Source organism: Streptomyces sp. CNQ329, from assembly GCF_000482585.1.
This window is the reverse complement of record NZ_AXVU01000009.1, coordinates 111892-138042: the sequence shown is the minus strand read 5'-3', so window position 1 is coordinate 138042 and position 26151 is coordinate 111892. Positions and strand designations below refer to the sequence as shown.

Here is a 26151-nt window from a genome sequence, read left to right as displayed (position 1 = left end):
ACAGAGGGAGGTTTCGCGTGCGGCTCTTAAATACCGGAGTACGAGTGCTTGCCGTCGACGAACATGTTGATGCCGTAGTAGTTGAAGATGAAGGTGAGGAACGCCAGGATCGCCAGGTACGCGGCCTTGCGGCCCTTCCACCCGGCCGTGGCGCGGGCGTGCAGGTAACAGGCGTACGCGACCCAGGTGATGAACGACCAGACCTCCTTGGGGTCCCAGCCCCAGTAGCGGCCCCAGGCGCTCTCCGCCCAGATGGCGCCCGCCACGATGGTGAAGGTCCAGAACGGGAAGACCGCCGCGTTCACCCGGTACGCGAACTTGTCCAGCGACGCCCCCGCCGGCAGCCGGCTCAGCACCGAGTGCGCGAACGAGCCGGGCTGCGGGCCCTTCGTGTCCAGAAGCTTCGCCTCGTAGCGGTCGCGGAAGAGGTAGAGGACCGTCGAGACGGCGCCCAGGTAGAACAGCGCACCGCAGGCGATGGCGAGCGACACGTGGATCCACAGCCAGTACGAGTCGAGCGCGGGCACCAACTGGTCGCTGTCGGTGTAGAGCACCGACACCGCCAGGCCGAGGTCGAGCAGGACCGTGGTGACCAGCGGCAGGCCCATCCAGCGGACGTTCTTGCGTGCCGCCAGGAAGCAGAGGTACGCGGCCACCGCCACCACGGAGAACGTGATGGAGAACTCGTACATGTTGCCCCACGGCGCCCGCCGCACCGACAGGGCGCGCGTCAGCACCCCGCCCGCGTGCATCACGAAGGCCAGCACCGTGAGGGAGACGGCGACGCGGCCGTAGAGGTCGCCCTGCTCGTCGCCGCCCGCGGCGCCGGGGCCGTCGGGCACGTCCGGGCTGCCGGAGGCACCGCGGGTGACGACCTTCGGGCGCTCCAGCACGGCGGTGCCGCCGCCGCGCTTCCTGACCGTGACGGACACGCCGGGCGCGTCCGCGCCGGACGCCTGCCGCGGGGTGAGCGCGGCGGCGGTCGTGGCCACCCGGCTACGGCTGCCGAAGACCCACTCCCCGACATGTGCGAAGAAGGCGAGGGCGTAGACGGCCATCGCGGAGTAGATGAGGACGTTGCTGATGTCCGCCAGGTTCTGGTTGGTCGCGGCAGCGATGTTCACGCGCGCGCTCCTTCATCGGGCTTGGCTTCGGGCCCTTCGGGCTCGTCGGGTTCTTCTGACTGGGACTCACCGGACCCGGATCCGGGCCCGTCGGACGCGGACGCCGGCCCGGCGGGCCCGGGCTCGCCGGATTCGGACTCCTGTGACGTGGCTTCGGACTCTACGGCCGCCGCGCCGGCCGCCGCGGACCCACCCCCGGCCGCGCCGGACTTCTCGCCGCCGGCCCGGTACTTCTCGCCGCCGGTGCCGGACTTCTCCCCGTCCGCCGCGGCTTCCGCGTCCTCGGTGTCCGCCACCGCGGGCGCCCCCTCCGTCTGCAGCGCCACCGCCAGGTCCGCCAGCTCCTCCGGCAGCCGGGCGCTCTCGCTGCGTCCCAGCCCCGCCAGCTCCACGACCGTACGGCCGTCCGCCCCCGTCGCCGTACGCAGCCACACGCGCCGGCGCTGGATGAACAGCGACGCGGCGAGACCGACCGTCGCGAGGAGGGAACCGGCCAGCGCCCAGTAGTTGCCGGGCTGCTGGGAGACCTGGAAGCTGGCCCACCGCTCCAGGCGGTCGAACGTCAGCGACCCCGCGCCGTCCGGCAGCGTGAACGTGTCACCGGGCCGCAGCGCCTTCTTCAGCGGCTCGCCCTTCGCGTCCTTGAACTGCTTCAGCCGCTCGGTGTCGAGCTGGTAGACGTTCTGCGGCACGCCGGCGTCCAGGCCGAGGTCGCCGCGGTAGGCGTTGAGGAACAGCGCGGGATACTCGGGCCCCGGGAACTGCGAGACCATGCCCTCCTTGCTGTACCCGCCGAAGGTCGGGGTGAAGAAGCCCTGGAAGGCGATCTGCGTCTTCTTGCCGTTCTCGTCCCGGTAGTCGGGGACCTTGATCGCGCCGGTGGAGGTGTGGTTGCCGTCCTGGGGCAGGAACGCGACCGGGCCGCTGAACGCCACGTCGCCCTGGCCGTCGCGGACCGTGACGACGGGTGCGTACCCGTGGCCGATGAGGAAGATCTTGGTGTCGTCGATCTGCAGCGGGTGGTTGACCTCGACCCGGGACGTGTGCCGCTCGCCGGAGGCGCCCTTCCACCAGGTGAGGTCGGCGTAGAACTCGCGCGCCGTGCCGCGCTGCGGCCCGTCCATCTCGAACGTCGCCGTGAAGTCGTCCAGCGTGAAGCCGAACGGGTCGAGGTCGGCGCCGAACGTGGAGTCCTGGAAGTCGTCGTACTGCGTGAGGGTGTTGGCGAATCCGTCGCCCTCGACGATCAGCTTGCCGCCCTCGACGCGGAAGAGGGTGCCGGAGGCGAAGGCGACGAGGAGGACGAAGAGCGCGATGTGGAACAGCAGGTTGCCGGCCTCGCGCAGGTAGCCCTTCTCGGCGGAGATCGCGCCCCCGTCGCCGGCCGGGGCCGCGGCGTACCGGAACCGGCGCCGCCGCAAGATCCGCTCCGCGGCCTCCTGCACCTCGGCGGCGTCGGCCTCGGTCTTCCAGGTGGTGTACGCGGGCAGTCGCGTCAGGTTGCGCGGTGCGCGCGGCGGGCGGGCGCGGAGCTGGCCGACGAACTGCCAGGAGCGCGGGATGATGCAGCCGGCGAGCGAGACGAACAGCAGGATGTAGATCGCCGAGAACCACACCGAGCTGTAGACGTCGAAGAGCTGGAGCTTGTCGTAGATCGGCGTCAGCGTCTCGTGCCGCTCGCGGAAGTCGTTCACGGCGATCTCGTCGACCGACGTCTGCGGAATGAGCGAGCCGGGAATGGAGCCGAGGGAGAGCAGGAAGAGCAGGAGCAGCGCCACGCGCATCGACGTGAGCTGCCGCCAGAACCAGCGCGCCCACGCCACCAGCTCGCGCCCGAACGAACCGCCCTGCGGCACCGGGCTCTGCGGCGCGTCCTCGACCGGCGCCGTGGACAACTGGGACGCGGCGGCCGTCAGCTCGCGCTCATCGGTCAGTTCGCGCTCGTCGGTCGTGGTCATGGCTCAGATCTCCACAGTGAAGTTCGACGACCAGACCTGCATCTCGTTGATGATGCGGTCCCAGACACCCGTGAGGAGCAGCATGCCGGTCAGGACGAGCATGCCGCCGCCGATGCGCATCACCCACACGTAGTGCCGTTTGACCCAGGAGAACGCCCCCAGCGCGCGGCGGAAGGCGATGGCGGCGACGATGAACGGCAGCCCCAGGCCCGTGCAGTACGCCACCGTCAGCAGCGCGCCGCGGCCGGCGCTGGCCTCGTTGGTGGAAAGCGCGAGCACCGAGATCAGCGTCGGCCCGATGCACGGCGTCCAGCCGATGCCGAAGACCATGCCGAGCATCGGCGCTCCGGCCAGCCCCACCGCGGGCCGCTTGTGGAGCCGGAACTCCCGCTGCGTGAACCCGCCGACCGTGCGGCCCAGTATCCCCATGAACGTCAGGCCGAGCAGGATGGTCAGGCCCCCGACGACCTTCGAGATCGTCTCGCGGTGCTCCAGCAGGTTGTTGCCGACGCCGCCGAAGAACGCGCCCGTCGAGACGAAGACCGCCGTGAAGCCGAGGACGAAGAGCCCGGCACCCGCGGCCATCCGGCCGCGGCGGGCGTTCTCCAGGTCGGTGCCGCTGACCCCGGTGACGTAGCTGAGATAGCCGGGGACGAGCGGCAGCACGCACGGGGAGAAGAAGGACACCAGGCCGCCGAGCACCGCGACCGGCAGGGCCAGCAGCAGGGCCCCGGTCAGCACGGTCTGGTTCGGCTCCATGGCGTCAGGTCACTTCTCCTCGATGACCGGTTCGAGCGCCTTGCGCAGCTCCTTCTCGGAGAGCGGCTTGAGGGCCCGTACGGCGATCTTCCCCTCCCGGTCCAGGATGAGCGTGGACGGGATGGCCTGCGGCGAGAGGCTGTTCTTCGGGAACTTCAGGATCAGCTTCCCGGACGGGTCGTACAGGCTCGGATACTCGATCTTGAAGGAGCGGTCGAACGCCCGGGCGTTGGCCACGTCGAGGTCGCGCGTGTTGATCCCGACGAACTGCACCCCGCGGTCCTCGGTGTCCTCGGCGACCTTGCGCAGGTTCGGCGCCTCGGCGCGGCAGGGCGCGCACCAGGAGCCCCACACGTTGAGGACGACGACCTTGCCGCGGTAGTCGGCGAGCGCGAGCTGCTCGCCGTCGGTGGTCTCGCCGGAGATGTCCGGCGCGGCGAGGCGTTCGCTCGCCTTGACCACGGTGAGCTGACCGGTGCCGCTGACGAACTGGGTGTTGCCGCCGGACGATGTCGCGTCCTCGCCGCACGCGGTCAGCACCAGCGCGCCGGCGGCGACCACGGCGGCGGCCGCGAGGGTCCGGCGGTGGAGCCTCCTCGCAAAAATCATGTGAAAAGTTTCGCATGTGCCGGAGAGGGATCTTCTCCACCCCCCTCTAGCGCCGCGGGGCGGGGAAGAGGGGCTGCTCAGGGCTGTGCGTACGGGCCGGAGCGAGCGCCGGGCGAGCGGCGGCCGGCGAGCCGGAAAAGGGCCTATCCGTCACGTAATGCCCACCCCCGGGGCCCGTGCCCGCGGGGCGTCCGGGGCACCGTGCCCGGGCCGGGGTCTACGGGCGCGGGGCGTTGGCGGCCGGGCCGCGGATGGCGCCGCGGCCGAACCTGCGCTGCGCCCCCGCGAGCAGATGCGGCGGCACGAGGTCACGGGCGGGCTCGCTGTAGCCGACCGAGACGATGTCGTCGCCCTCGAAGGTGAACGTCGTCACCGAGGCCAGCGTGCACTGCCGCGACCGCGGGTCGTGCCACAGCCGCCGCCCCTCGGCGAAGCTGCGCAGGATCCAGATGGGCAGTTGATGGCTGACGCAGACGGCCTCGTGGCCGCGAGCGGCCTCCCGCGCGGACTGCAGGGCACCCATCATGCGTACGACCTGCGCGATGTACGGCTCGCCCCAGGAGGGGCGGAAGGGGTTGACGAAGTACTTCCAGTTCGCCGGCTTGCGCAGCGCGCCGTCGCCGACGCCGAACGCCTTGCCCTCGAAGGCGTTCGCCGCCTCGATGAGCCGGGCGTCGGTGGCGACGTCCAGGCCGTGCGCCTTCGCGAGGGGCTCGGCGGTCTCCTGCGCACGCTCCAGCGGGGAGGAGACGACGTACCGGATGTCGCGCGCGGCGAGGTGCTCGGCCACGCGCTCGGCCATCCGCCGGCCGAGGTCGGAGAGGTGGTAGCCGGGGGCACGGCCGTAGAGGAGGCCGTCGGGGTTGTGGACCTCACCGTGGCGTACCACGTGCACGACGGTGCGATCCGTTGCATCTTTACCGCGCATGTCAGCCATTGTGGAACGTCCTACTCTCCCCTCCGTGACCCGCCCCCGGCTTCGGCCGCGGCGCGGGCCGCCACCGGCAGCGCGCGAGCGATCCGCTCCACCGCGTCCCCGTCCAGAGCCGTGGAGACGAACCAGCACTCGAAGGCGGACGGCGGCAGGTACACGCCCTCGGCGAGCATCGCGTGGAAGAAGGCCGTGAACTGCTCCGTGCGCTGCGCCTTCGCGCCCTCGTAGTCGGTGACGGGGGAGTCGGAGTCGGTGAAGAAGACGGAGAACATGGTGCTCGCCGTCTGCACCCGGTGTGCCACGCCCTCCTTGGCCAGCGCCTCCGAGACGAGCCCGCGGAGCTGCCGCGAGACGGCGTCCAGCTTCTCGTACGCCGCGTCGTCCAGGAGCCGGAGCTGCGTGAGCCCGGCGGCCGTGGCGACGGGGTTCCCGGAGAGCGTGCCCGCCTGGTACACGGGCCCGGCGGGCGCGAGCCGCTCCATGACATCGGCCCGGCCGCCGAAGGCGGCGGCGGGGAAGCCGCCTCCCATGACCTTGCCGAAGGTCATCAGGTCCGGCGTCACGCCGTCGACGCCGTACCAGCCGGCCCTGGACGTACGGAAGCCGGTCATCACCTCGTCGGAGACGTAGAGCGCGCCGTACTCGGCGCACAGGTCCTTCAGGCCCTGGTTGAACCCCGGCAGCGGCGGCACCGCACCCATGTTCCCCGGGGACGCCTCGGTGATCACGCAGGCGATGTCGCCGGGGTGTTGTTCGAACGCCGCGCGGACGGCAGCCAAATCGTTATACGGCAGTACGAGCGTTTCACCGGCCTGCGCGCCGGTGACCCCGGGCGTGTCCGGCAGCCCGAGCGTGGCCACCCCGGAGCCGGCCGCGGCGAGCAGCGCGTCGACGTGCCCGTGGTAGCAGCCGGCGAACTTCACGACCTTCGTCCGCCCGGTGAACCCGCGCGCCAGCCGGATCGCCGACATCGTCGCCTCGGTGCCCGAGGAGACGAGTCGTACCTGCTCAGCGGGGGTGACCCGGGAGACGATCTCCTCCGCGAGCGCCACCTCACCGGCACCCGGAGTGCCGAACGACGTGCCCCGCGCGACGGCCTCCTGCACCGCGGCGGTCACCTCGGGGTGCGCGTGGCCGAGGATCATCGGCCCCCACGAACAGACGAGGTCGACGTACTCCCGCCCATCGGCGTCCGTCAGGTACGGGCCCTTCCCCGACACCATGAACCGGGGCGTACCGCCCACGGCGCGGAACGCGCGCACCGGAGAGTTCACGCCGCCGGGGGTCACGGCGGCCGCACGGTCGAAGAGCTTCTGCGAGACTGGAGCCTGGTACGGATAAGTCACGCAAGCCATGGTCTCAGAGTCGCAAGGCGACCCGCGTCGGGGTGTTTCGCGGGCCCGATGCTGGGGATGTAGCTGAGACGATGATCGGGTTGCGCGGCGGGGGCAGTGCACATCTGAGAGCAGTCGGGTGGAGATATGCATCGCGGTGGCGAGCTGGGCGAGGGGACCGATGACCGAGGGCCCCGGCGCGCCAGGTCAGGGCGCCATCGCCGGGTGAACCACGGCGGCGAGGGCGTGAACAGGAACGACGGCCGATCGGGCGGCGTGACATACAAGTACTTCGGCGCGCCCGACGGCGCGACGGCCGCCCGCGTGCCGATCTCCATGCGCCCCGAGGAACTCGGCGGCGACGAACTCGGCCAGGGCGGCCTCTTCGCCAAAGTGAAGCCCGAGACGATGTCCGCGATGGTCCTCACCGGCATCGAGGGCATACCGCTCCACAAGGTCCCGCCCCTGGAGCTGGTCGTCCTCCACCCCGACTACGCGGTGGTCCGCCTCCCCATGACGGTCGTCGACCCCCTCCGCGGCATCGGCGAGGAAGAAGTCGGCGCCGCCGCCTTCATCTGGTCCACGGTCCCCGACCGCGGCGGCCCCCGTGACGCCTTCGACGTCTACCGGATGCTCCACGAATGGCAGGAGTTCGCCGACCGCCTCCACGAGGCCGGCCACCAGCCGTACTGCCTGGTGTGGCCCTGACCTGCGTATGTGCGGTTGCGTGAACCTGTAGGGCCGAGGCGGCATCGAGGAGCGTCGCTCGCATCGCGCGTACGCCGTAGCCCCGCGGTGACGCCCGCCGGCCACTGCCCGGCGTTGCCGTACGAGGCTCCTCACTCGATGTCGGTTACCAGCACCGCCACGGTCACGGGCCTTCCCGCGGCCTCCCGTGCAGCGTCACGCACGCGGCATGCGACATCCAGTGCGCGCGAGTCCGCGGACACCAGTACCTGCACCAGGAGGTGCTCCACGGTCTTCTCCGAGAGGAGGAGCCGGCACGGGTGAGGTTCGAGACGTGCCACGCCCGGTACCGCTCGGACAGCGCGCGACACGGCGTCGGTCGCCGCATCTCCGGCCGGCGCCTCGGCGCCAGGGTGCCTCCTGTGCCGCGGCGCAGGGTCCACGCGGGCGGGTCCGCCGGTGAATCCGGTGACGGTGACGTCCACCTCCGTCACGTGCAAGCCGAGGCGATCCTGCGACGCCTGCAGCAGGACGTCACGCAGGCGTTCGGCCAGAGCCGGGAGGGGGTGGTCTGCGGCGGCCAGGCATTGCACGCTGATCCGCAGCGGCCCCGGGGGCAGAGCGCTGGGCGGCGCCGGGGCGGCGGATGCGGGTGGCGCCGCGTCGGGCTCTGCCGGGTGCAGGCAGATCCGGCCCGTTCGGACTCCTGGCAGCGTGTCGGCCGATTCCCGCAGGGGGCGCACCGCGGCCCTCTCCGCGATCCACGCGCCGTCCGGTGCACCGCCCAGCGGGAGCAGCCGTCCGAGCGCGAGTTGCCGGCGCACTGTCCGTACGCACTGGTCCGTGTCCATGTGCCGTCGCCCTTCCAGCGCTGGGTGCGGGAACTCCCGGACCGCCCGGCCGGGATCGGCAGCCTCTGCCCTATAGCTCTCTACGCGCCCACGGGCAGCCGCTCACCGTCCAGGCGGGATAATCACCCTATTGCACTATAAAAATGAGGTTATGGTCTAAAAATCTCTCCTTGGGGAACACGGCTCGCAGGAGTCTGTTTTTGATCAAGTGAGAGGTGGGTTCGCGATGTCCCAGGGGACAGAACATGCGCAGTCTGCGCCTTCGGGCCATGAGGGCGGTTACGGGGGCAGGGCCGGCAGCCACGTCACGCAGGGTGATCGCGGCCGGACCATTTTCGCCGACGGGGTGGTGGAGAAGATCGCCGGGCTGGCCGCGAGGGACGTACCGGGCGTGCACGCCATGGGCGGCGGTATGGCGCGTACGCTCGGCGCCGTCCGTGACCGGGTTCCCGTCGGTGCGAGCGGCAGCTCGACCGTCACCCGCGGCGTGAAGGCCGAGGTCGGCGAGGTGCAGTGTGCCGTCGACCTCGATCTCGTGGTCGAGTACGGCTTCGCCATCGCGGAACTGGCCTCGGAGGTCAGGGAGAGCGTCATCGCCGCTGTGGAGCGGATGACGGGCCTGGAGGTCGTCGAGGTCAATATCGCGGTGGGCGACGTCAAACTCCCTGACGAAGAGGACGGAGAGGACGATGGCAGAAGGATCAGGTAGTCCGGCCATCTGCCGGAGCCGGTGCCGGGCAGGGAGCACATGATGAGCATGGCCGTGGTCGGCGTGGCAGCCGGGATGGCGGCGGGCTTCGCCGGGTACTTCGGCGGTTTCGGAGCCTTCGTCGTGGTGGTGGTGCTGGGCTTGGCCGGGTTCGTCCTCGGGCGGGTCGCCGACGGCGACCTGGACCTGGGCGACCTGTTCCGGACCCGCGGCAGGAGTGGCGACCGCTTCGACCGGCGCAGGTGAGGGCCCGATGACGACACGAGCGGCTTCACCCGTGAGGGCCGCAGCCCGGGGGGCTACCTATGTCGCGGACCCGGTGGTAGCCAAGATCGCAGTGCAGGGGGCACGGGAAGCGCTGCGCGCACGTGGCCCGGATCACGCCGGGAACCCGGCCGCGAGCCCCACGCCGGCGAACGCACGCGCCGAGGTAGCGGTACACCGCCAGGGCCAGAGCGGCCTCGGTCAGGCACAGGTACGGGTCAGCGTCGACCTGGACTACCCCACGCGGATCGGCGACCGGTGTGCCGACATCCGCCGGCGCGTGCGCGAACGTGTCGAAGATCTGACGGGCATGACCGTTGGCCAGGTCGCCGTACGGGTCGAACGGTTGCGCGGGCCGCAGTCGTCTGGCGGGGAGCGGGTGCGATGAACGAGGAGCGCCTCCCCGGTGACGAACCCCCTCGCGGACATCCGAGCGGCAAACCCGGTAGTGGTGGGACACGAGACGATCCCGCTCGAACGCAACGGCTGCCCACCCCGGATCAGTCCGTGCCCCCCAGGGCAGGTGAGCGGGCGGACGCCACCTCTTCCACCCCAGCGGGCGCCCGCCGGGCCCGGCGGTTCTGGTCGGCCCGCAGGGTGCCGGCGAGCATCGTCGCGCTCGTCGTGCTGGCCGCTTCCGGGGTGCTCCTCTACGACGTGACGTCGGTCCGCGCCGGGCAACCCGGTATGTACTGGCGCCGCTGGCTCGCCCACAAGCTGTCCACGGTCCACCTGGACAACACCTGGGTCCTGGCGAGCACCGCCGCGCTCGCCGCGATCGGATTGTGGCTCCTGGTCATGGCCCTGGCTCCCGGACTGCCCGGTCTGCTGCCGATGCAGCGCCCGTGCGCTGACATCCGTGCCGGCCTCGACCGCTCAGCGGCCGCCTTGATCCTTCGCGACCGTGCCATGGAAGTCCCCGGCGTCCAGTCGGCGAAGCTGCGCGTCGGGCGGCGACGGGCCAAGGCCCGCGCGGTCTCCCACTTCCGCAACCTGGACGACGTACGCAAGGAGCTGCACACCACCCTGGACCAGGAACTCCGCCGGCTGGCACTGGCTCGCCGGCCGAAACTGTCCGTCCGCGCCAAACGAGCCAAGGGGTGAGGTGAAGTGCGCCAGGCACGGCTGATCGTCAACCGGCTGCTCCTCGGAGCCTGCGGTCTGGTCCTCCTCGGCTTCGGCGGGACTGTTCTGCTGGGCGGACTGGGGCTGCTCCGCCGATGGCACTTCCCCCACGCGTGGCCCTGGGACCGGCCCCAACAGGTACTGCTCAGCGATGCCGACCGAACCCGGTGGCGCGACCAGGGATGGTGGTGGCCCGTCGTCATCGCCGCTCTGGCCGTCATCCTCCTGCTCGCCCTGTGGTGGTTGCTCGCCCAGGTGCGCCGGCGCCGACTGAGCCAGCTACTGGTGGACACCCAGGACGGTGAAACGGCGCAGGTGAAGGGCCGGGCCCTGGAGGACGCCCTGTCTGCCGAGGCCGGGTCTCTCCCCGGCGTCGACCGGGCCAGCACCCGCCTGATCGGCCGCCGCACCCACCCCGGCACCTGGCTCTCCCTGCGGCTGGCCCCGCACGCTGACCCCGCACGAACCATCGCACTCATCGCCGACGAAGCACTGACCCACGCCCGCGACGCCGTAGGGACGGACCAGCTACCGACGGAGATCCGGCTGCGGGCAACCGGACACCGCGCGGACCGTGTGCTGTGAAGGAATGCCGCACCTGGGCCGCGGAGTGAATCCCCCTCGGGCGGCGACGCCCTCATGGCACACGTTCCAGGTGCGCCATGCCGGCGTCACCGAACGGCACGGGTTCCGATGCTCGTGCTCCCGGTCGGTCCTCGGCGGCGTGGTGGCCGGGCTGAGCCGTGGCGCTAGGCGGCCGCTCTGCGCGGTGTCCTCTTTTCCGGGGAGCGGGTGCGGAAGGAGGCGCGCTGGGCCGGGACGCCGCCGCGGCGGTTGCCGCGGCTGCCGGGGTTCTTGCGCGTGGCGGGGGTCACGGCCGGTGCGGCGAGGGTGACGGGGACGCCTGAGGGGGTGCGGGCGCCGGTGATGCGGGCGAGTTCCGTGCCGCCGGGCTGGATCCGCGTGGTGTGTGCGGTGATGCCGGCGGTAGCGGTCAGACGGGTCATCTCGCGGCGCTGGTCGGGCAGGACGAGTGTCACCACCCTGCCGGACTCGCCGGCGCGTGCCGTGCGTCCGCTGCGGTGGAGGTAGTCCTTGTGGTCAGCGGGCGGGTCGACGTTGACGACCAGGTCGAGGTCGTCGATGTGGATGCCGCGGGCGGCGACGTTGGTGGCGACCAGTGCGGTGACGTCTCCGCGCTTGAACCGTTCGAGGGTGCGGGTGCGCTGGGACTGGGTCTTGCCGCCGTGCAGGGCGGCGGCCTTGACGCCGTTGGCCAGCAGGTGCCGGGTCAGCCGGTCGGCGCCGCGCTTGGTGTGCAGGAACAGCAGCACACGGCCGTCGCGGGCGGCGATGTGGGTGGCGGCCGTGCGCTTGTCGCCGTCCGCGACGTGCAGCACGTGGTGCTCCATCGTCGTCACGGTGGCGGCCGACGGGTCGACCGAGTGGACGACCGGGTCGGTGAGGAAGGTGCGCACCAGCCGGTCGACGTTGTGGTCCAGCGTCGCCGAGAACAGCATCCGCTGGCCGTCTGCCCGCACCTGCCGCAGCAGGGCGGTGACCTGGGGAAGGAACCCCATGTCGGCCATCTGGTCGGCTTCGTCGAGCACCGTGATGCGCACCTGGTCCAGGTGGCAGTCGCGGCGGTCGATCAGATCCCGCAGCCGTCCCGGGGTGGCCACGACCACCTCGGCGCCGTCGCGCAGCGCGGCGGACTGCCGTGCCAGGGACGTGCCGCCGACGACCGTGGCGAGCCGCAGATGCGCTGCCCTGGCGTAGGGGGAGAGGGCCTCGGTGACCTGCTGGGCCAGTTCGCGGGTGGGCACCAGGACGAGCGCCAGCGGGTGCCGGGAGGTCGCGCGCCGGCCGGCGGTACGGGCCAGCACGGCCAGGCCGAAGGCGAGGGTCTTGCCCGAGCCGGTACGGCCGCGGCCGAGGACGTCCCGGCCGGCCAGCGAGTCGGGGAGGGTGGCCGCCTGGATCGGGAACGGCACGCTCACACCCTGGTGGGTGAGCGTCGTCAGCAGAACGGGCGGCATGTCCAGGTCGGCGAACGACGCGGCCGGGGGGAGTGCGGGAGTGGCGTTCACCGGCAGGGCGAACTCACCCTGCGCGGCGGCCGGTTTCCTGCGAGCCGGCCGGCGCGGTGTCTGGCCGCGCGAACGGCGACGGGCCGGGTTGTCGGGGGTACGTGTACTGCGGTTCATGGGAACCTCCTCGTCACGGCGCGTGTCGAGGGGTTCCCGGCGGCGACGGGCCGCACGGAGACCGCAGGAACGGGCCGGGGAATGGGCGAACGGCGGCGCGGTCCGCAGAGCGCTCCGGCCGCGGGGCACGGGCCCGCGCCATGCGGCGCCGGCCCGTGCTCGTGACTTGCGCCACGTCCTCGGAACAGGGTTCAGATGATGGTGATGTTCTCCGCCTGCAGGCCCTTCTGCCCCTGGGTGGCGTCGAACTCCACCCGCTGGCCCTCGGTCAGCTCGCGGAAGCCCTGCGCGTTGATGTTGGAGTGATGGGCGAAGACGTCGGCGCCGCCGTCGTCCTGGGCGATGAAGCCGAAGCCCTTTTCACTGTTGAACCACTTCACAGTGCCGGTGGCCATGTTTTTCTCCTTTTTGGTGGCTGTGCCGGAGATCCGCACGGTGCGCGATCCCGCGTCGCCGTGATGATTACCAGGTCCGGAAAGCACCGAAAAAACAGAAATGCGCCTGAAGGTCAAAGCCAGCAGGCGCACACAAAGTACATGGGAACCACAACTGCAACTGTACTCAGCGTAGCACGGCGGCCCATGACGTCGTCGGACGGCGTGACCGGCGGGCGAGGAGTAGACTGAAGAAACCGAAAACAATTCGTGCGCAGACTTCCGTGCCCGCGCGGTTTTCGGCGCACAGAAGCCCGGGCCGAGGCGCGGCCCGCCCGGAGCGAGGTCGGCCTCATGGCCACGAGCGTTCTTCCCCGCCGGCGACCGGAGACCGGCTCACAGAGCCCGACGGGCGATCCGGGAGTGCGTAGGCGGACGTACCGCGCCCCGGCGTACGGCACACGGGCCGGCCCCCGCCGCCGGCCTCCGCAGAGCAGGGGTGAACCTCATGGAGACCCTCGTCACCGTTCTCATCATCCTCGGCGCGATCGCGCTGGGCGCGCTCATCCTCCACCTCGTCAACGTGCAGCGGGAGGAACGCATCGCCAGCCACCACTATCCTTCCTCCGGCCGCGGGAAGGACAGCGGCAGGCCGGGCCCGCCCGGGGGGTGAACGCGGCCACCGTCACCGCCGGGCCCGAAGGCGACGTTCCTGCCCAGCGCCACGCCGTGGCCGCCGACGAGGCTCACCGTGCCCGGTGCACCGACGTCCTCGTTCTCCACCCGACGTGCCCGACGTGCCGGCCCCGCCGGATTCCCGGCCGCGGGTGAAACAGCGCGAAGCGGTCTCCTCGGGGTCGAGGAGGCAGGATCCGGGGGCGGCCGCCGGCCGTCGGCTGTCATGCCTCGAATGCCGGCTCGTACGGCTCCGGTCGCGGTTCGTCTGCGCACACACCGGCGCAGGAGTGGGGTGCGACTGCCGCCGCGTACGCGACACCGCGTCACGAACGTGCAGACGTCCGGCGGGAGTTCGAGAAGCGGTGACGTGAACGGCACCCACGCGCGTGGTCCTGCGCCAAGCCCGCCGCGGGACCCGTGTTTCGGGGCCCCTCCCCGGCGGGTGGTGGTAGGACGGAGGCCGTCGGACGAGGGGTTCGGGAGAGAGGCGGGTGTGATGGCGGAGAACATCGACGAGGTGGTGGACGGCCTCGCCGCAATCGTGCGGGAGGCCCAGCAGGACGGCGACCGGATCGGGTACTTCGCGGCGTTGTACCGGCAGGTCACCGTCGAGGTGCGCAGGGCCATCCACGAAGGGCAGTTCGACGACGGGCCCCGTATGGACCGCTTCGACACGCTCTTCGGCAACCGGTACTTCGACGCCTACGACGCCTGGCGCCGCGACCGGAGCGGGCCGCGCTGCTGGCGCGAGACGTTCGGGCTGCTGGACGACGAGCGCACCATCATCGTCCAGCACCTGATCCTCGGGGTGAACGCGCACATCAACCTCGACCTCGCGGTCGCCGCCGCGCGGAGCTCCCCGGGCGAGGACATCCAGTCGCTCCGGCGGGACTTCCTCCTGATCAACGACATCCTCGGCCGGGTCGTTCTGGCCGTGCAGGACTCGGTCGGCGTGCTGTCGCCGCTGCTGTCGCTGCTGGACCAGGTCGGCGCCCGTACGGACGAGCAGATCCTCGACTTCTCCGTACGCCAGTCGCGGGAGGAGGCGTGGCACAACGCCGTCCTGCTCGCCGGTCAGAACGAGGAGGAGCGTGCGGCCACGATCGAGCGGCTCGACGTCCGCGCCGCCGTGCTCGCCCGGCTGATCGCCCGCCCGGGCGGCCTCGTCCAGCCCGCGCTGCAACTGATCCGGAGCACCGAGAGCGACGACGTACCGGCGGTCATCGCCCACCTGGACAAGGCGATGGAACAACCCGCCGCCCGGGAGCTGATGGCCTGACCGGCGGCCCAGGACGGCGAGTCGGCCCTTCCCCGCGCCGGGCCGGGGCAGGTCAGCCGCCCTCGGCGAGGGCGGTGAACGGCAGCGGGCAGCGGGGGTGGGAGGCGCAGGCGGTGAGGTCGTCGCAGCCTGCCGCGACGGCGGTGGCGAGGGTCGTGCGGATCGTGGTCAGATCGGCGATCTTCGCGTCGATCTCCGCGAGCTTGGCCGCGGCGCGGTCCGCGAGCCCGGCGACGGGCCTGCCGTGGCGGTACCGGCCGCTCTCCAGCAGCTTCGCCGCCTCGTCCAGGGTGAACCCGAGCCGTTGGGCGGCCTTGATCACGCGGAGCGCGGTCACGGCGTCCTCGCCGTAGAGCCGGTGCCCGCCGTTGCTGCGCGCGGGCGCGGGCAGCAGGCCGCGGCGCTCGTAGTAGCGCAGGGTCTGGACGTTCACGCCGGCCGCCGCGGCGACTTGTCCGCTGCGCAACTGCCCCCCGGGCGGTTCCCCGTTCACCGCTGTGCCCCGGCGCCGATCCGGGCGGCGAGGGCGTCAAGGACCGCCGCGTGCGCGGGGTCCACGGTGATGTCGAGCCACAGCCGGCCGCCGTGACGGTCCTCGTCGCGCCCGGTGGCGAAGGTGAAGAACGAGCAGCATCCGCTCTCCCGCTCCGTCAGCTCCCGCACCCGCTCCCCGACCCCGGGGCCGTCCGCCAGCACCACCCGCAGCCGCAACGCCTCCGGCCGGGACGGCGAGGCCCGCCGCTCGGCGAACAGCGCGTCCCACTCGGCGGCCCGCAGCGGCCGCTCCGCGGTGGGCAGCGTGCAGGACTGCGGCACCCAGGCAAGGTCACTCACGGCGCTCACTCCCGTCGTCGCGCCCCCGTGCGGGGACACCTTCGACGGTAAACCCGTACCCGGGTACCGGTGGCAAGCCCGGCGCCGGGTGCCCGTACGCGTCCTCACGCGCTCATCGCGCGTACCGGAAAGCGGGCGTCACTTCCGGCCCGGCCCGCCGTCCCGCCTGCCGTCGGCGTCGCCCTCGTCGTCACCGTCGCCCTCGGCGTTCCCGCCGTTCCCGTCCTTCGCGTTCTCCTCGCCCAGTTTCTTCAGGAACTCCGGGTTGTCGTCCGGCGCCACCCAGGTCGTGCGCCGCCCACCGCCGATGCTCCCGCCGCCTCCGCCGGCGGCCGGCGGGCGGCGGCGGTCGCGGCCCGCGAGCAGCCAGCCGATCGAACCCAGCAGCGGGAACAGGGCGATGAGGACGAGCCACGCGATCTTGGGGAGGTGCTGGGCGTCTTCCTTCTTCGTGGTCGCGCAGTCGATCAACGCGTAGATCACCACGCCGACGAGGACGATGACCGGCAGGTAGCGAAGCACGCGGCACACCCCCTGAATGTCGCGGGGCTACGGCCTCGGGCCCCCACTGCGTCTCCGCGTCAGGTGCGCGTCTCAGCGCCGGTCCTCGTCGGGTCCCTGGCGTCCTTCCGGGTCCTCTTCGCCCTGCTTCCGGCCGCCCTCGTCGCCCTGCTCCGGACCGCCCTCCGGGCCGCCCTCGGGCCCGTTCTCCGGCTCGCTCTCCTGCCGCGCGTCCTGGCGCCGGTCCTCCTCCAGCGAGCGGAGGAAGTCCGGGTTGTCGTCGGGCGCCACCCACCGGCCCCGTCCCGGCCGCCGCGCGCCTCCGCCCTGGCCTTCGCCGGCGATCACCGGGCGTCCGCGCGGCCGTCCGCCGAGGAACCACGCCAGCGGGCCGAACAGCACCGAGCCGAAGAGCACGATGATCGCCACCCAGACCAGCTTGGGCAGGTTCCGTACTTCCTTCTCCGGGGTGTTCAGACAGTCGATGAAGGCATAGATCCACACCGCCAGGACCAGGAGAAACGGCAGATACCTGAGCATGTGCGGGCCCTTCGACGTGCGGCGGCGCGGCGTGCGGCGGTCCTCCGCGCCGGGTTCGGTGCGGCTCCCGTACGGACCCCGCGGTCCGTCCAGGGTAATCCGTGGCGCAGCCACCCCGGCAGCATCACCCGCGCCGGACCCCGCGCCGTACCCCGTCCCGCGCCCCGCACCCACCCCTTCGCGGATCGCGCCCGGCGCCTGGCGGATACTGGGGCGCATGGCTTACGACGATCTCCGCTCGCTGCTGCGGGCCCTGGAGCGCGACGGCGACCTCAAGCGCATCAAGGCGGAGGTCGATCCGTACCTCGAAGTCGGCGAGATCACCGATCGCGTGAACAAGGCCGGCGGTCCCGCGCTGCTCTTCGAGAACGTCAAGGGCTCCGCCATGCCGCTGGCGATGAACGTCTACGGCACCGACCGCCGGCTCCTCAAGGCCCTCGGCCTCGGCTCGTACGCGGAGATCGGCGAGCGCATCGGCGGGCTGCTCAAGCCCGAACTGCCGCAGGGCTTCACGGGCGTACGCGAGGCGTTCGGCAAGCTCGGCTCCATGGCGCACGTGCCGCCGCGCAAGGCGAAGGACGGGCCCGTCCAGGAGGTCGTGCTCACCGGCGACGAGGTCGATCTCGACACGATCCCCGCGCTCTTCACCTGGCCGCAGGACGGCGGGTCCTTCTACAACCTCGGCCTCACCCACACCAAGGACCCCGAGACCGGCGTCCGCAACCTCGGCCTCTACCGCCTCCAGCGCCACGACCGCCGCACCATCGGCATGCACTGGCAGATCCACAAGGACAGCCGCAACCACTACCAGGTCGCCGCCCGCCGCGGCGAGAAGCTGCCGGTGGCCATCGCCTTCGGCTGCCCGCCGGCCGTGACGTACGCGGCGACCGCGCCGCTGCCCGGTGACATGGACGAGTACATGCTCGCCGGGTTCATCGGCGGCAAGCGGGTCGAGATGGTCGACTGCACGACCGTGCCGCTCCAGGTCCCCGCGCACGCCGAGGTGGTGCTCGAAGGCTGGCTGGAGCCCGGCGAGGAGCTGCCCGAGGGCCCGTTCGGCGACCACACCGGCTTCTACACTCCGCAGGAGCCGTTCCCCGCGCTGACCATCGACGCCGTCACGATGCGCCGCCGCCCGCTGCTGCAGTCCATCGTCGTCGGCCGCCCGCCGACCGAGGACGGGCCGCTGGGCCGGGCCACCGAGCGGTTCTTCCTGCCGCTGCTGAAGGTGATCGTGCCGGACATCGTCGACTACCACCTGCCGGAGGCGGGCGGCTTCCACAACTGCGCCATCGTCTCGATCGACAAGAAGTACCCGAAGCACGCGCAGAAGGTGATGTCCGCGATCTGGGGGGCGCACATGATGTCGCTGACCAAGCTGATCATCGTGGTCGACGCCGACTGCGACGTGCACGACCTGCACGAGGTCGCCTGGCGGGCGCTGGGCAACACCGACTACAGCCGCGACCTGTCCGTCGTCGAGGGCCCCGTCGACCATCTCGACCACGCCTCGTACCAGCAGTTCTGGGGCGGCAAGGCGGGTATCGACGCCACCGCGAAGCTGCCCGGGGAGGGCTACACGCGCGGCTGGCCGGAGATGGTCGTCTCCGATCCGGACACGGCGGCGAAGGTCGACGCGCGGTGGCGGGAGTACGGCCTGTGACGGCCGCGGGGAGCGTCGTCGGGCCGGGACCGGCCAGCTCGGGCAGCGGGGTACGGGCGTTTCTGCGGCTGGTGATGATCGAGCACTCGATCTTCGCGCTGCCCTTCGCGTACATCGCCGCGCTGACGGCCATGCTCGTCGACGGCGACGGGTCGGTGGAGTGGGGGACGCTGCTGCTCGTCACCGTCGCGATGGTGGCGCTGCGGACCTTCGCGATGGCCGCGAACCGGATCATCGACCGCGAGATCGACGGCCGCAACCCGCGCACCGCCCACCGTGAGCTGGTCACCGGCGCCGTCTCCGTCCGCTCGGCGTGGACGGGCGCGCTGATCGCGCTGGCGATCTTCCTCGGCGCCGCGGCGCTGCTGAACACGCTGTGCCTGGTGCTCGCGCCGGTCGCGGCGGTGCCGATGGTGGTCTACCCGTACGGCAAGAGGTTCACGACGTACCCGCACGCGATCCTCGGGCTGGCCCAGGCGATCGGCCCGATCGGCGCGTGGCTGGCGGTCACGGGGGAGTGGTCGTGGCCCGCCGTGCTGCTGGGGCTGGCGGTGGGGATCTGGATCGGCGGCTTCGACCTGATCTACGCCTGCCAGGACGTCGACACCGACCGCGCCCAGGGCATCCGCTCGGTCCCGGCCCGCTTCGGCATCGCGGGGGCGCTGTACGGGGCGCGGGCGGCGCACGTCGTGACGATGGGGCTGTTCGTCTGGTACGCCCTGGCGACGGACGCGGGCGCGCTGTTCTGGGTCGGCCTCGCGGTGGTGGCGGGGGTCTTCGTGTACGAGCACAGCATCGTGCGACCGACCGATCTGAGCCGGCTGAACAGGGCGTTCTTCACGCTGAACGGCGTGATCGGCATCGTGCTCTTCTGCTGTGCCGCGGCGGACCTCCTGGTACGCGACCTGAGCCTGTGACCCGCCCGTCGTGACCCTGGAGGTCGAGCACGGGCATCCTGCCGCCGCCGGTCCGGGAGACCGCCCGGTCCCGCCTCAGCCCGCCCGGAGCGCCATCCGCCTGCGGTCGCTGAAGTAGAACGCCGCCAGCACGCCGCCCAGGAGGCCGAAGAGGTGGCCCTGCCAGGAGATCGACTGCGCCACCACGTCGTCCGTCGGCAGCACGCCCCACAGCATCGAGCCGTACACCAGGGCGACCACGATGCCGACCAGCACGTCGGATATCCGCCGGTCGACGAAGCCGCGCACCACCACGTAGCCGAAGAGACCGAAGACGACACCGGACGCCCCCGCCGTGAACGACCCCGCGGGCGCGATCAGCCACACCCCGAGCCCGCTCACCAGCATGATCAGCGCGACCACGCCCGCGAACCGCCCGATCCCGCGCACCGCCGCTATGAAGCCCAGCACCAGCAGCGGCCCCGTGTTCGCCGACAGGTGGTCCCAGCCGAAGTGCATGAACGACGCGGGGATCACGTCCCGCAGCTCGCCGAACTCGCGCGGCGTGATCGCGTACGTGTCCAGCTTGTTGTCGCCGGCCTGGTCGACCGCCTCCAGCACCCACAGCAGGGCCACCCAGGCGAGCATCACCAGCGCGGCCCGCTTCACGTAGATGCGCCCGCGCGGCGTCCGCGCCGGCCGCGCCGCCCGTGCCGGATGCGCGGCGGGGGTGCCGCGTCCGTAAGGTTCGTACATCACCCGAGCCCCCTTCGGACCAGTGTGTCCTTCCTGGGGGAAACGCAGGCGGCCTGCGCCGCGGTTCCCGGCGCCGGATAGGCTCGCCGCGTGGAGCCGCCGCACCAGACGCCGTACGAGGACCCGCACGGGCAGCCGTACGAGGAGCCGCACGCCGACCGGCCCGGCCGGGGCCCGCGCCGGCCCTGGGTCGTCGGCGTCTCCGGCGCCTCCGGCACCCCGTACGCCGCCGCCGTGCTGCGCGCGCTGCTGGCGGCCGGGGAGGCCGTCGACCTCGTCGTCAGCCGGGCCGCGCGGCTGACGGTGCTGGACGAGACGGGGGGCCCGTTCCGCGACGCGCACTGGCGCGACGACCTGCGGCGCTGGCTCGCCGCCGGCGCCGACGGCCGGCCGGACGCCTTCGACCCGCCCGGGGACCTGGGAGACGTACGGCACTGGCCGGCCGGGGATCTGGCCGCCGGGCCGTCCTCCGGTTCGTACCCCGCCCAGGGCATGATCGTCGTGCCGGCGTCGACCGCCGCGGTCGCCGGTATCGCGCTCGGGCTCTCCAAGGACCTGCTGCAGCGCACGGCGAGCGTGACGCTGAAGGAGGGCCGGCCGCTGGTCGTCGTCGTACGGGAGACGCCGCTGCCCGGGCCGACGCTGCGGCAGATGGTCGCCCTGGACGAGGCCGGCGCCGTGGTGCTCCCGGCCGCGCCCGCCTTCTACGCGGGGGCGACCGGCATCCAGGACCTCGTGGACTTCGTCGCCGGCCGCGCCCTCGACTCCGCGGGCGTGGCGCACAAGCTCTATCGCAGATGGGAAGGGGAGCTGGGGCGCTCCCGCTGACACAGCCGACAACGCTGGTACAGCCGGCACAGCAGCACGGAAGGCTTGAGATCGCACATGGACGCCGTCGACAGACAGCTCATCCAGGCCCTGCGGGAGAACGGCCGGGCCTCGTACGCGGAGCTGGGCCGGCTCGTGGGGCTCTCCGGACCGAGCGTCACGGACCGGATCAACCGCCTGGAATCCGCCGGGGTGATCACCGGCTACCGCGCCACGGTCGACGCCGCCCTGCTGGGCCGGGGCGTCACCGCGCTCATCGGGATCTCGCTCGCCGAGGCCGTGGACCACGACGACGTCGCGGACCGGCTGCGGGACCTGCCGGAGATCGAGGACTGCTTCTTCATCGCCGGGGCGGACTCGTTCATGCTCAAGGTGCGGGCGCCGGACGTGGACGGGCTGGGGAAGACGGTCAGGCGGCTGTCGAGCATCAAGGGCGTCTCGCACACGGCGACGACGGTGGTGCTCTCCACGATGTGGGAGAGCAGGGTGGGGGAGATCGCCGAGGAGTAGGCCGCGTAGGCTCGGATGCGCGCAGATGCGCAGGAACGTGACTTACGGGCAGGCTGGGAGGCGGCGCGTGGACGCAGAGCTCAGGCGCGAGCTGGCGGAGAAGGCGCGCGGAGGCGCGCGGCTGAGCCGCGAGGACGGTGTCGCGCTGTACGGGAGCGGTGACCTGGCCTGGCTGGGCGGGCTCGCGCACGAGGCGCGGACGGGGCGGCACGGGGAGCGCGGGTACTTCGCGACGTCCGCGGCCCCCTCCGCAGCGGTGGCGACGGTGACGTACGGCGAGGGGCCCGCGGAGCGGACCGTCGAGGCGCTCCTGGCCCTCCGCGACCGCCAGGACGCCGGCGCCGGCCTGCTGGCCGCCGTGCCGCTGGCGACGGGGCCCGTCACGGGCGCGGAGACGCTGAAGACGTTCGCGGTGGCGCGGCTGCTGCTGGACAACGTGCCGCACCTACGGGCCGCGTGGACCGCGTACGGCACGCAGACGGCGCAGCTCGCTCTGCAGCACGGCGCGGACGACTTCGCCCCGGCGCCGGGCGCCGGGGAGACGCTCCCGGCCGGTGAACTCGTCGAGCTGATCCAGGACGCGGGCCTGCGCCCGGTCGAGCGCGACGAGAACTACACCGCGGTCCGCGAGCACGACGGCCCGGACCCGGAGCGGCGCGAGACGCCGCAGCCGATGCGCTTCTGAGGACGCCATGACCTTGCGCTACGAGCTGGACCCGGCGCTCACCCCTGCCCTGCGGGACGGCATCTGCACGCTCTGGGCCGACGTCAGCAACGCGGGCGGCGCCGTGGGCTTCGTCCCCCCGGTGACGGCCGCCGACATCCGGCCGGAGCTGCTCAATCACCTCGCGGCCATGGCGGAGGGCCGCACCCACCTGATCGTCGGCTTCGACACCGCGGGACGCCCGGCCGCCACCGCGTTCCTGACGCTCAACACGCACCGCCTGATGCGGCACTGGTGCTGGCTCTACACCGTCATGGTCCACCCGGACCGCCAGGGCGCGGGCGAGGGCCGCCGGCTCATGGCCACCGCGGCGGAGGCGGTACGCGCGCTTCCGGGGATGCGGGGGATCCGGCTGACGTGCCGGGGCGGGACGGGGGCCGACACGTTCTACGCCTCCTGCGGCTACAAGGAAGTCGGCCGGGTGCCCGACGCGATACGCGTCGGTGACGACGACTACCGCGACGACATCACCATGTGGCTGCCGCTGCATACTTGAGACGAGCCGCGCGCACATGCACCGCACGCGTGCACGCCGTACCACCCCGCACGCCGTACCACCCCGCACGCCGTACCACCCCGCACGCCGTACCACCCCGACCGACGGAGCAGAGAGCAGAGAGAAGTTGTCAGCCGTGACCCCCAAGCCGAACCCCGCCGTCCGCTACACCGCCATGCGCCTCGGCGTCTTCGCCGCCTCGTTCGTGATCCTGGCCGTCCTGGTCCGGATCGGCGCGCTCCCGGCAGGTCTGGGCGACTCGAACTACCTGTGGGTCATGCTGCTGGCGCTCATCGTCTCCGCGCCGCTGAGCCTGGTCCTGCTGCGCAGGCAGCGGGAGGAGATGTCGGAGCAGATCGTGGACCGGGTGCAGAAGTCGAAGGAGCGGCTGGCGGCGAACCGCAGCCGCGAGGACGAGGCGGACGACGAGGCACGCGGCACCGCGTAGAGCGTGACGGCTCTCACCAAAGCCGCACTATGGGAATGCCAAAGTCGGAGTGTTAGTCTTCTCGTCATGACGACGACGGTGGCTGCGCTTCGCATGCCCACGAGCCCCCTGCTCGTGGCGCGCCTGCACGTCGATCTGTGCCGCTGCCTGTCCGCGGCATGTCAGGGCAGCTAGTCCCCGCGCTCTGACCGGTTCACGCACCACATTCCCCAAGTAGCAGCCGCGCGCCCGCTTTCCCCCGCCCCGCCCCCGTGCGGACGAGGCCGGACGCGCCCAGTCACGGAGACGCCCGTGTCCACATCCACCCCCGCCCCCACCGCGCAGCCGCGCAGCGGCTTCCGGATACCCACGGTGCCCTTCTGGGCCCAGATCCTCGCCGGCCTCGTCCTCGGTGTGCTCCTCGGCTGGGCCGCCCGCACCGGCGACGTCGCCTGGCTGAAGGACACCCTGGACCAGATCGGCACCATCTTCGTCCAACTGCTCAAGCTGGCGGTCGCCCCGCTGGTGTTCTTCGCCATCCTGGTGTCGATCACCAACCTGCGGAACGTCAACAACGCCGCCCGCCTCGCGACCCGTACCCTGCTGTGGTTCTTCGCCACCTCCCTGATCGCGGTCGCCATCGGCCTGGCCATCGGCCTGATCACCAACCCCGGCGCCGGCACGGACCTGTCCCCCAAGGACGGCGCGGCCCCCGAGGACAGCGGCTCGTGGATCGACTTCCTCACCGGAATCATCCCGACCGACATCATCACCCCCTTCACCGAACTGAACGTGCTGCAGATCGTCTTCATGGCCGCCGCCCTGGGCATCGCCGCGCTGAAGCTCGGCGAAAAGGCCCAGCCGGTCATCGCGCTCAGCGAAACGATTCTGGAGCTGCTGCAGAAGGCCCTGTGGTGGGTCATCCGCCTCGCCCCTCTCGGCACCGTGGGCCTCATCGGCTTCGCGATCGCCGACTACGGCTGGAACCTGATCAGCAAGTACGCGACCTTCACCGCCGACGTCTACATCGGCTGCGCCCTGGTCCTCTTCGGCGTCTACCCGCTCCTGCTGGCCACGGTCGCCAAGGTCAACCCCCTGCAGTTCTTCCGCGGCGCCTGGCCCGCGATCCAGCTCGCCTTCGTCTCCCGCTCCTCGGTCGGCACCATGCCGGTCACCAAGAAGGTCACCGAGCGCCTCGGCGTCCCGCAGGAGTACACCTCCTTCGCGGTCCCCTTCGGGGCGACGACGAAGATGGACGGCTGCGCCGCGATCTACCCGGCCCTGGCGGCCATCTTCATCGCCGAGATCTTCGACGTCAGCCTGGGCATCCAGGACTACATCCTGATCGCCTTCGTCTCCGTCATCGGCTCCGCCGCCACCGCGGGCCTCACGGGCGCCACGATCATGACCACCCTGACCCTCTCCACCCTGGGCCTCCCCCTGGAGGGCGTGGGCCTGCTGCTGGCGATCGACCCGATCCTCGACATGGTCCGCACGGCCACGAACGTTGCTGGACAATCAGTATGCACGTTGATAGTCGCCGCGCAGGAGGGAATCCTCGACCGCGACAAGTACAACTCGGCAACGAGCTTCGACATCAACGACGTTGACATCGACTCGCTGGACTCGCTCGACTCCGACGACCGGAAGGTCCCGGTCACAGCCGCCGTCTGACGCTCCTCGCAGGCCAGACGCCCGCCCTTGGGGGCGGGCGTCTGCGCGTGTGCGCCCTCGTGAGGCTCGTCGCGCCTCGCTGTGGCTGAAGTCGTGTTTGACGGGACAGGTGAAGGTAGCCTGATCCTGCTCCACATGGCACCAAGGCCCGCATGCCCATCTGGCTGGGATGCGGGCATTCGTCTCGCTGTCGCGCGCCCGCGAATCTGTTGTTCCCTGGGGCACTTGGAGTGACCGTTCCGCTCCGCACAGTGTTGATTTCGGCTAATATGCGGCGAGTTATGTCGAGATAGCACTATTTGTGCCGGACTGGAGGGGAACGAAGTATGTCCCAGCCCAGCAATGGTGGTAGTTGGTGGCGTCGCTTGGTCGGATGGTGGCTTCGACGGTCACTGAAGGCGAAGATCGGGATTGTCGTGGGCGTCGTTGCGCTGATCATCATCGGCAATCTGACCGAGCCGGAGGAGTCGGGCCCGGCCGCGGCCCGGCCCACGCCTGCGCCCGCGTCGCCTGCCGCGACGCATGACCCAGAACCGTCGACGAGTAAGCCGCCACGGTGCAACGGGTCCGGAGAACCGCCGGCGGCGCCGGAGGTTTCCGGCCCGGTTGAGCATGTCACGCTGGGGAAGCTGACGTGCCGGTTCGAGAGCAACGGCAAGTTAGACGAGGCCCAGGTGCCGGTGTTCATCCGTAACAAGGGCGAGAATGCAGCAGACTACGAAGTGACGGTGCATCTCCTCGACTCCTCAAACGGTGTGATCAAGACGGGTGAAGCGTCTGCGAGCATGCTGGAGCCGGGGGCAGAAGAGCAAACGAGCGCGCAGCTTGTGGGCTGGGGCGAGATCGAGACCGACGGCCGTGGCTACCGGGTACGGATCTCTGCGGTGGAACGTGAGGCGGAACAGGATCCGGAGCCGCTGCCCATCGATGACGTCAGTGATGCGATCGGCGGCAGCACAGGCAGCGATGTGGACAACGGCGACAACGGGGATATGAACGTGGGGGAAGTACACCCTGGCGGATTCTGTGGTACTCCTGGTGCGGTCGGCCGTGCGAATGGCCGAACGTACACCTGTCGGGACGGGCATTGGCGGCGCTGAACGGAACGGGCACGGCCCGATCAGGACACCCGGGCCGAACACCTCCCTAATCGAGGCCTTGCCCGATCGACTCCCGGACGGGCTGCTGATACTGGACACCCACGAACGTTGCAGGCCAGGCCGTGATCCCGGGTGCTGGTCGCGTCACAGGAGAAGATCCTGGACCGCGGCATGTACGACAACGCCACCAGCTTCGACATCAACGACCCCGACCCGACACCCCCCACCCTCCAGAAGACCCCGGTCACCACAGCGGCCTGACCGCCGCACACCACGCGGACGCCCGCCCCCCGCACCCGCGGGGCGCGGG

At 71.4% G+C, this 26151-nt stretch carries 32 protein-coding genes; 18 read left to right on the top strand and 14 right to left on the bottom strand.

Features of this window, described 5'->3' with window-relative positions:
- Window positions 1-26 precede the first annotated feature (26 nt).
- The 6 genes from ccsB to hemL all read right to left on the bottom strand — a co-directional run bounded on the left by ccsB (window position 27) and on the right by hemL (window position 6739).
- Window positions 27-1124: a c-type cytochrome biogenesis protein CcsB gene (gene ccsB, locus I003_RS0108780; protein ID WP_027771187.1), complete on the bottom strand. Its 1098-nt coding sequence runs from the start codon at window positions 1122-1124 to the stop codon at window positions 27-29.
- Window positions 1121-3082, bottom strand: coding sequence for a cytochrome c biogenesis protein ResB (resB, locus tag I003_RS0108775; protein WP_027771186.1), 1962 nt, complete (start codon window positions 3080-3082; stop codon window positions 1121-1123). Before resB ends, ccsB begins: the two co-directional genes overlap by 4 nt.
- A 3-nt stretch (window positions 3083-3085) precedes the next feature.
- Window positions 3086-3841, bottom strand: a complete 756-nt coding sequence (locus tag I003_RS0108770) for a cytochrome c biogenesis protein CcdA (RefSeq protein ID WP_027771185.1) — start codon at window positions 3839-3841, stop codon at window positions 3086-3088.
- 9 nt (window positions 3842-3850) lie between these two features.
- Window positions 3851-4450, bottom strand: a complete 600-nt coding sequence (locus I003_RS0108765) for a TlpA disulfide reductase family protein (protein WP_027771184.1) — start codon at window positions 4448-4450, stop codon at window positions 3851-3853.
- A 217-nt stretch (window positions 4451-4667) separates the two neighbouring features.
- Window positions 4668-5378, bottom strand: coding sequence for a histidine phosphatase family protein (locus I003_RS0108760; protein ID WP_037720397.1), 711 nt, complete (start codon window positions 5376-5378; stop codon window positions 4668-4670).
- A 20-nt stretch (window positions 5379-5398) separates the two neighbouring features.
- Window positions 5399-6739 carry a glutamate-1-semialdehyde 2,1-aminomutase gene (hemL, locus tag I003_RS0108755; RefSeq protein ID WP_078563831.1) on the bottom strand — a complete coding sequence of 447 codons (1341 nt, stop codon included), beginning with the start codon at window positions 6737-6739 and terminating at the stop codon, window positions 5399-5401.
- Window positions 6740-6865: 126 nt separating this feature from the next.
- Between hemL and I003_RS0108750 the strand changes: the two genes are divergently transcribed.
- Window positions 6866-7426 (top strand): hypothetical protein, encoded by a 561-nt coding sequence (locus I003_RS0108750; RefSeq protein ID WP_199784250.1) that lies wholly within the window; start codon window positions 6866-6868, stop codon window positions 7424-7426.
- Window positions 7427-7557: 131 nt separating this feature from the next.
- Here the strand turns inward: I003_RS0108750 and I003_RS0108745 are convergent, their stop codons facing one another.
- On the bottom strand, window positions 7558-8256 hold the full coding sequence (locus I003_RS0108745; protein ID WP_027771181.1) for a hypothetical protein: 699 nt from the start codon (window positions 8254-8256) through the stop codon (window positions 7558-7560).
- Window positions 8257-8482: 226 nt separating this feature from the next.
- On the opposite strand from I003_RS0108745, the gene I003_RS0108740 reads away from it, so the two are divergent.
- The 5 genes from I003_RS0108740 to amaP all read left to right on the top strand — a co-directional run bounded on the left by I003_RS0108740 (window position 8483) and on the right by amaP (window position 10939).
- Complete coding sequence (locus I003_RS0108740) at window positions 8483-8965, top strand: Asp23/Gls24 family envelope stress response protein (protein WP_027771180.1); 483 nt, start codon at window positions 8483-8485, stop codon at window positions 8963-8965.
- Between the two features lie 42 nt (window positions 8966-9007).
- A complete protein-coding gene (locus tag I003_RS0108735; RefSeq protein ID WP_027771179.1) occupies window positions 9008-9211 on the top strand; it encodes a hypothetical protein in 204 nt (67 codons plus the stop codon).
- 7 nt (window positions 9212-9218) lie between these two features.
- The gene (locus I003_RS34610) at window positions 9219-9617 is read left to right on the top strand and encodes an Asp23/Gls24 family envelope stress response protein (protein WP_078563827.1); all 399 of its coding nucleotides are present in this window, start codon (window positions 9219-9221) and stop codon (window positions 9615-9617) included.
- Between the two features lie 119 nt (window positions 9618-9736).
- On the top strand, window positions 9737-10333 hold the full coding sequence (locus I003_RS0108730; protein ID WP_051368145.1) for a DUF6286 domain-containing protein: 597 nt from the start codon (window positions 9737-9739) through the stop codon (window positions 10331-10333).
- Window positions 10334-10339: 6 nt separating this feature from the next.
- Window positions 10340-10939, top strand: a complete 600-nt coding sequence (gene amaP / locus I003_RS0108725; RefSeq protein ID WP_027771177.1) for an alkaline shock response membrane anchor protein AmaP — start codon at window positions 10340-10342, stop codon at window positions 10937-10939.
- 164 nt (window positions 10940-11103) lie between these two features.
- Here the strand turns inward: amaP and I003_RS0108720 are convergent, their stop codons facing one another.
- Window positions 11104-12561: a DEAD/DEAH box helicase gene (locus I003_RS0108720; RefSeq protein WP_027771176.1), complete on the bottom strand. Its 1458-nt coding sequence runs from the start codon at window positions 12559-12561 to the stop codon at window positions 11104-11106.
- Window positions 12562-12752: 191 nt separating this feature from the next.
- On the bottom strand, window positions 12753-12956 hold the full coding sequence (locus tag I003_RS0108715; protein WP_027771175.1) for a cold shock domain-containing protein: 204 nt from the start codon (window positions 12954-12956) through the stop codon (window positions 12753-12755).
- Between the two features lie 487 nt (window positions 12957-13443).
- Between I003_RS0108715 and I003_RS35955 the strand changes: the two genes are divergently transcribed.
- Together I003_RS35955 and I003_RS0108705 are read left to right on the top strand one after the other, a co-directional pair.
- Window positions 13444-13608 (top strand): hypothetical protein, encoded by a 165-nt coding sequence (locus I003_RS35955; RefSeq protein ID WP_158688949.1) that lies wholly within the window; start codon window positions 13444-13446, stop codon window positions 13606-13608.
- Between the two features lie 501 nt (window positions 13609-14109).
- Complete coding sequence (locus tag I003_RS0108705) at window positions 14110-14892, top strand: DUF5995 family protein (protein WP_486584141.1); 783 nt, start codon at window positions 14110-14112, stop codon at window positions 14890-14892.
- Between the two features lie 52 nt (window positions 14893-14944).
- Here I003_RS0108705 and I003_RS0108700 read toward each other — a convergent pair whose 3' ends face one another.
- The 4 genes from I003_RS0108700 to I003_RS31740 form a co-directional block, all read right to left on the bottom strand.
- Entirely contained in the window at window positions 14945-15358 is a 414-nt protein-coding gene (locus I003_RS0108700) for a MerR family transcriptional regulator (protein ID WP_027771173.1), read from the bottom strand.
- A gap of 23 nt (window positions 15359-15381) precedes the next feature.
- The gene (locus tag I003_RS0108695) at window positions 15382-15726 is read right to left on the bottom strand and encodes a hypothetical protein (protein WP_027771172.1); all 345 of its coding nucleotides are present in this window, start codon (window positions 15724-15726) and stop codon (window positions 15382-15384) included.
- A 138-nt stretch (window positions 15727-15864) separates the two neighbouring features.
- Entirely contained in the window at window positions 15865-16248 is a 384-nt protein-coding gene (locus I003_RS0108690; RefSeq protein ID WP_027771171.1) for a PLD nuclease N-terminal domain-containing protein, read from the bottom strand.
- Between the two features lie 72 nt (window positions 16249-16320).
- Entirely contained in the window at window positions 16321-16767 is a 447-nt protein-coding gene (locus I003_RS31740) for a PLD nuclease N-terminal domain-containing protein (RefSeq protein ID WP_106966263.1), read from the bottom strand.
- Window positions 16768-16984: 217 nt separating this feature from the next.
- Here I003_RS31740 and I003_RS0108680 point away from each other — a divergent pair, with 217 nt between their 5' ends.
- Complete coding sequence (locus I003_RS0108680) at window positions 16985-18430, top strand: menaquinone biosynthesis decarboxylase (protein WP_027771170.1); 1446 nt, start codon at window positions 16985-16987, stop codon at window positions 18428-18430.
- Window positions 18427-19347 (top strand): menaquinone biosynthesis prenyltransferase MqnP, encoded by a 921-nt coding sequence (mqnP, locus tag I003_RS0108675; protein WP_027771169.1) that lies wholly within the window; start codon window positions 18427-18429, stop codon window positions 19345-19347. The genes I003_RS0108680 and mqnP overlap by 4 nt, the downstream gene beginning before the upstream one ends.
- 75 nt (window positions 19348-19422) lie before the next feature.
- Here the strand turns inward: mqnP and I003_RS0108670 are convergent, their stop codons facing one another.
- Window positions 19423-19974, bottom strand: coding sequence for a rhomboid family intramembrane serine protease (locus tag I003_RS0108670; RefSeq protein WP_486584143.1), 552 nt, complete (start codon window positions 19972-19974; stop codon window positions 19423-19425).
- A 198-nt stretch (window positions 19975-20172) separates the two neighbouring features.
- Here I003_RS0108670 and I003_RS0108665 point away from each other — a divergent pair, with 198 nt between their 5' ends.
- The 8 genes from I003_RS0108665 to I003_RS36780 all read left to right on the top strand — a co-directional run bounded on the left by I003_RS0108665 (window position 20173) and on the right by I003_RS36780 (window position 26102).
- Window positions 20173-20910, top strand: coding sequence for a UbiX family flavin prenyltransferase (locus I003_RS0108665; protein ID WP_027771167.1), 738 nt, complete (start codon window positions 20173-20175; stop codon window positions 20908-20910).
- Window positions 20911-20967: 57 nt separating this feature from the next.
- A complete protein-coding gene (locus I003_RS0108660; protein WP_027771166.1) occupies window positions 20968-21420 on the top strand; it encodes an Lrp/AsnC family transcriptional regulator in 453 nt (150 codons plus the stop codon).
- A gap of 67 nt (window positions 21421-21487) precedes the next feature.
- The gene (locus tag I003_RS0108655) at window positions 21488-22105 is read left to right on the top strand and encodes a hypothetical protein (protein ID WP_027771165.1); all 618 of its coding nucleotides are present in this window, start codon (window positions 21488-21490) and stop codon (window positions 22103-22105) included.
- Between the two features lie 7 nt (window positions 22106-22112).
- Window positions 22113-22640, top strand: a complete 528-nt coding sequence (locus I003_RS0108650; protein ID WP_027771164.1) for a GNAT family N-acetyltransferase — start codon at window positions 22113-22115, stop codon at window positions 22638-22640.
- A 136-nt stretch (window positions 22641-22776) separates the two neighbouring features.
- Complete coding sequence (locus I003_RS0108645) at window positions 22777-23088, top strand: DUF4229 domain-containing protein (RefSeq protein ID WP_027771163.1); 312 nt, start codon at window positions 22777-22779, stop codon at window positions 23086-23088.
- A gap of 291 nt (window positions 23089-23379) precedes the next feature.
- Entirely contained in the window at window positions 23380-24741 is a 1362-nt protein-coding gene (locus tag I003_RS0108640; RefSeq protein WP_027771162.1) for a dicarboxylate/amino acid:cation symporter, read from the top strand.
- A gap of 326 nt (window positions 24742-25067) precedes the next feature.
- Window positions 25068-25841 carry a hypothetical protein gene (locus I003_RS35950; RefSeq protein WP_158688948.1) on the top strand — a complete coding sequence of 258 codons (774 nt, stop codon included), beginning with the start codon at window positions 25068-25070 and terminating at the stop codon, window positions 25839-25841.
- A 132-nt stretch (window positions 25842-25973) separates the two neighbouring features.
- A complete protein-coding gene (locus tag I003_RS36780) occupies window positions 25974-26102 on the top strand; it encodes a hypothetical protein (protein ID WP_486584140.1) in 129 nt (42 codons plus the stop codon).
- The last annotated feature ends 49 nt before the right edge of the window (window positions 26103-26151 follow it).

Coding starts and splice junctions, on each gene's coding strand:
- I003_RS35955 (WP_158688949.1), top strand. CDS start 13,444: ATGGAGACCCTCGTCACCGTTCTCATCATCCTCGGCGCGATCGCGCTG.
- I003_RS0108720 (WP_027771176.1), bottom strand. CDS start 12,561: ATGAACCGCAGTACACGTACCCCCGACAACCCGGCCCGTCGCCGTTCG.
- I003_RS0108745 (WP_027771181.1), bottom strand. CDS start 8,256: ATGGACACGGACCAGTGCGTACGGACAGTGCGCCGGCAACTCGCGCTC.
- I003_RS35950 (WP_158688948.1), top strand. CDS start 25,068: ATGTCCCAGCCCAGCAATGGTGGTAGTTGGTGGCGTCGCTTGGTCGGA.
- resB (WP_027771186.1), bottom strand. CDS start 3,082: ATGACCACGACCGACGAGCGCGAACTGACCGATGAGCGCGAGCTGACG.
- I003_RS31740 (WP_106966263.1), bottom strand. CDS start 16,767: ATGCTCAGGTATCTGCCGTTTCTCCTGGTCCTGGCGGTGTGGATCTAT.
- I003_RS0108760 (WP_037720397.1), bottom strand. CDS start 5,378: ATGCGCGGTAAAGATGCAACGGATCGCACCGTCGTGCACGTGGTACGC.
- I003_RS0108660 (WP_027771166.1), top strand. CDS start 20,968: ATGGACGCCGTCGACAGACAGCTCATCCAGGCCCTGCGGGAGAACGGC.
- I003_RS0108740 (WP_027771180.1), top strand. CDS start 8,483: ATGTCCCAGGGGACAGAACATGCGCAGTCTGCGCCTTCGGGCCATGAG.
- hemL (WP_078563831.1), bottom strand. CDS start 6,739: ATGGCTTGCGTGACTTATCCGTACCAGGCTCCAGTCTCGCAGAAGCTC.
- I003_RS0108750 (WP_199784250.1), top strand. CDS start 6,866: ATGCATCGCGGTGGCGAGCTGGGCGAGGGGACCGATGACCGAGGGCCC.
- I003_RS34610 (WP_078563827.1), top strand. CDS start 9,219: ATGACGACACGAGCGGCTTCACCCGTGAGGGCCGCAGCCCGGGGGGCT.
- I003_RS0108765 (WP_027771184.1), bottom strand. CDS start 4,450: ATGATTTTTGCGAGGAGGCTCCACCGCCGGACCCTCGCGGCCGCCGCC.
- I003_RS0108670 (WP_486584143.1), bottom strand. CDS start 19,974: ATGCTCGCCTGGGTGGCCCTGCTGTGGGTGCTGGAGGCGGTCGACCAG.
- I003_RS0108680 (WP_027771170.1), top strand. CDS start 16,985: ATGGCTTACGACGATCTCCGCTCGCTGCTGCGGGCCCTGGAGCGCGAC.
- I003_RS0108770 (WP_027771185.1), bottom strand. CDS start 3,841: ATGGAGCCGAACCAGACCGTGCTGACCGGGGCCCTGCTGCTGGCCCTG.
- I003_RS0108715 (WP_027771175.1), bottom strand. CDS start 12,956: ATGGCCACCGGCACTGTGAAGTGGTTCAACAGTGAAAAGGGCTTCGGC.
- I003_RS0108735 (WP_027771179.1), top strand. CDS start 9,008: ATGAGCATGGCCGTGGTCGGCGTGGCAGCCGGGATGGCGGCGGGCTTC.
- I003_RS0108705 (WP_486584141.1), top strand. CDS start 14,110: ATGGCGGAGAACATCGACGAGGTGGTGGACGGCCTCGCCGCAATCGTG.
- I003_RS0108650 (WP_027771164.1), top strand. CDS start 22,113: ATGACCTTGCGCTACGAGCTGGACCCGGCGCTCACCCCTGCCCTGCGG.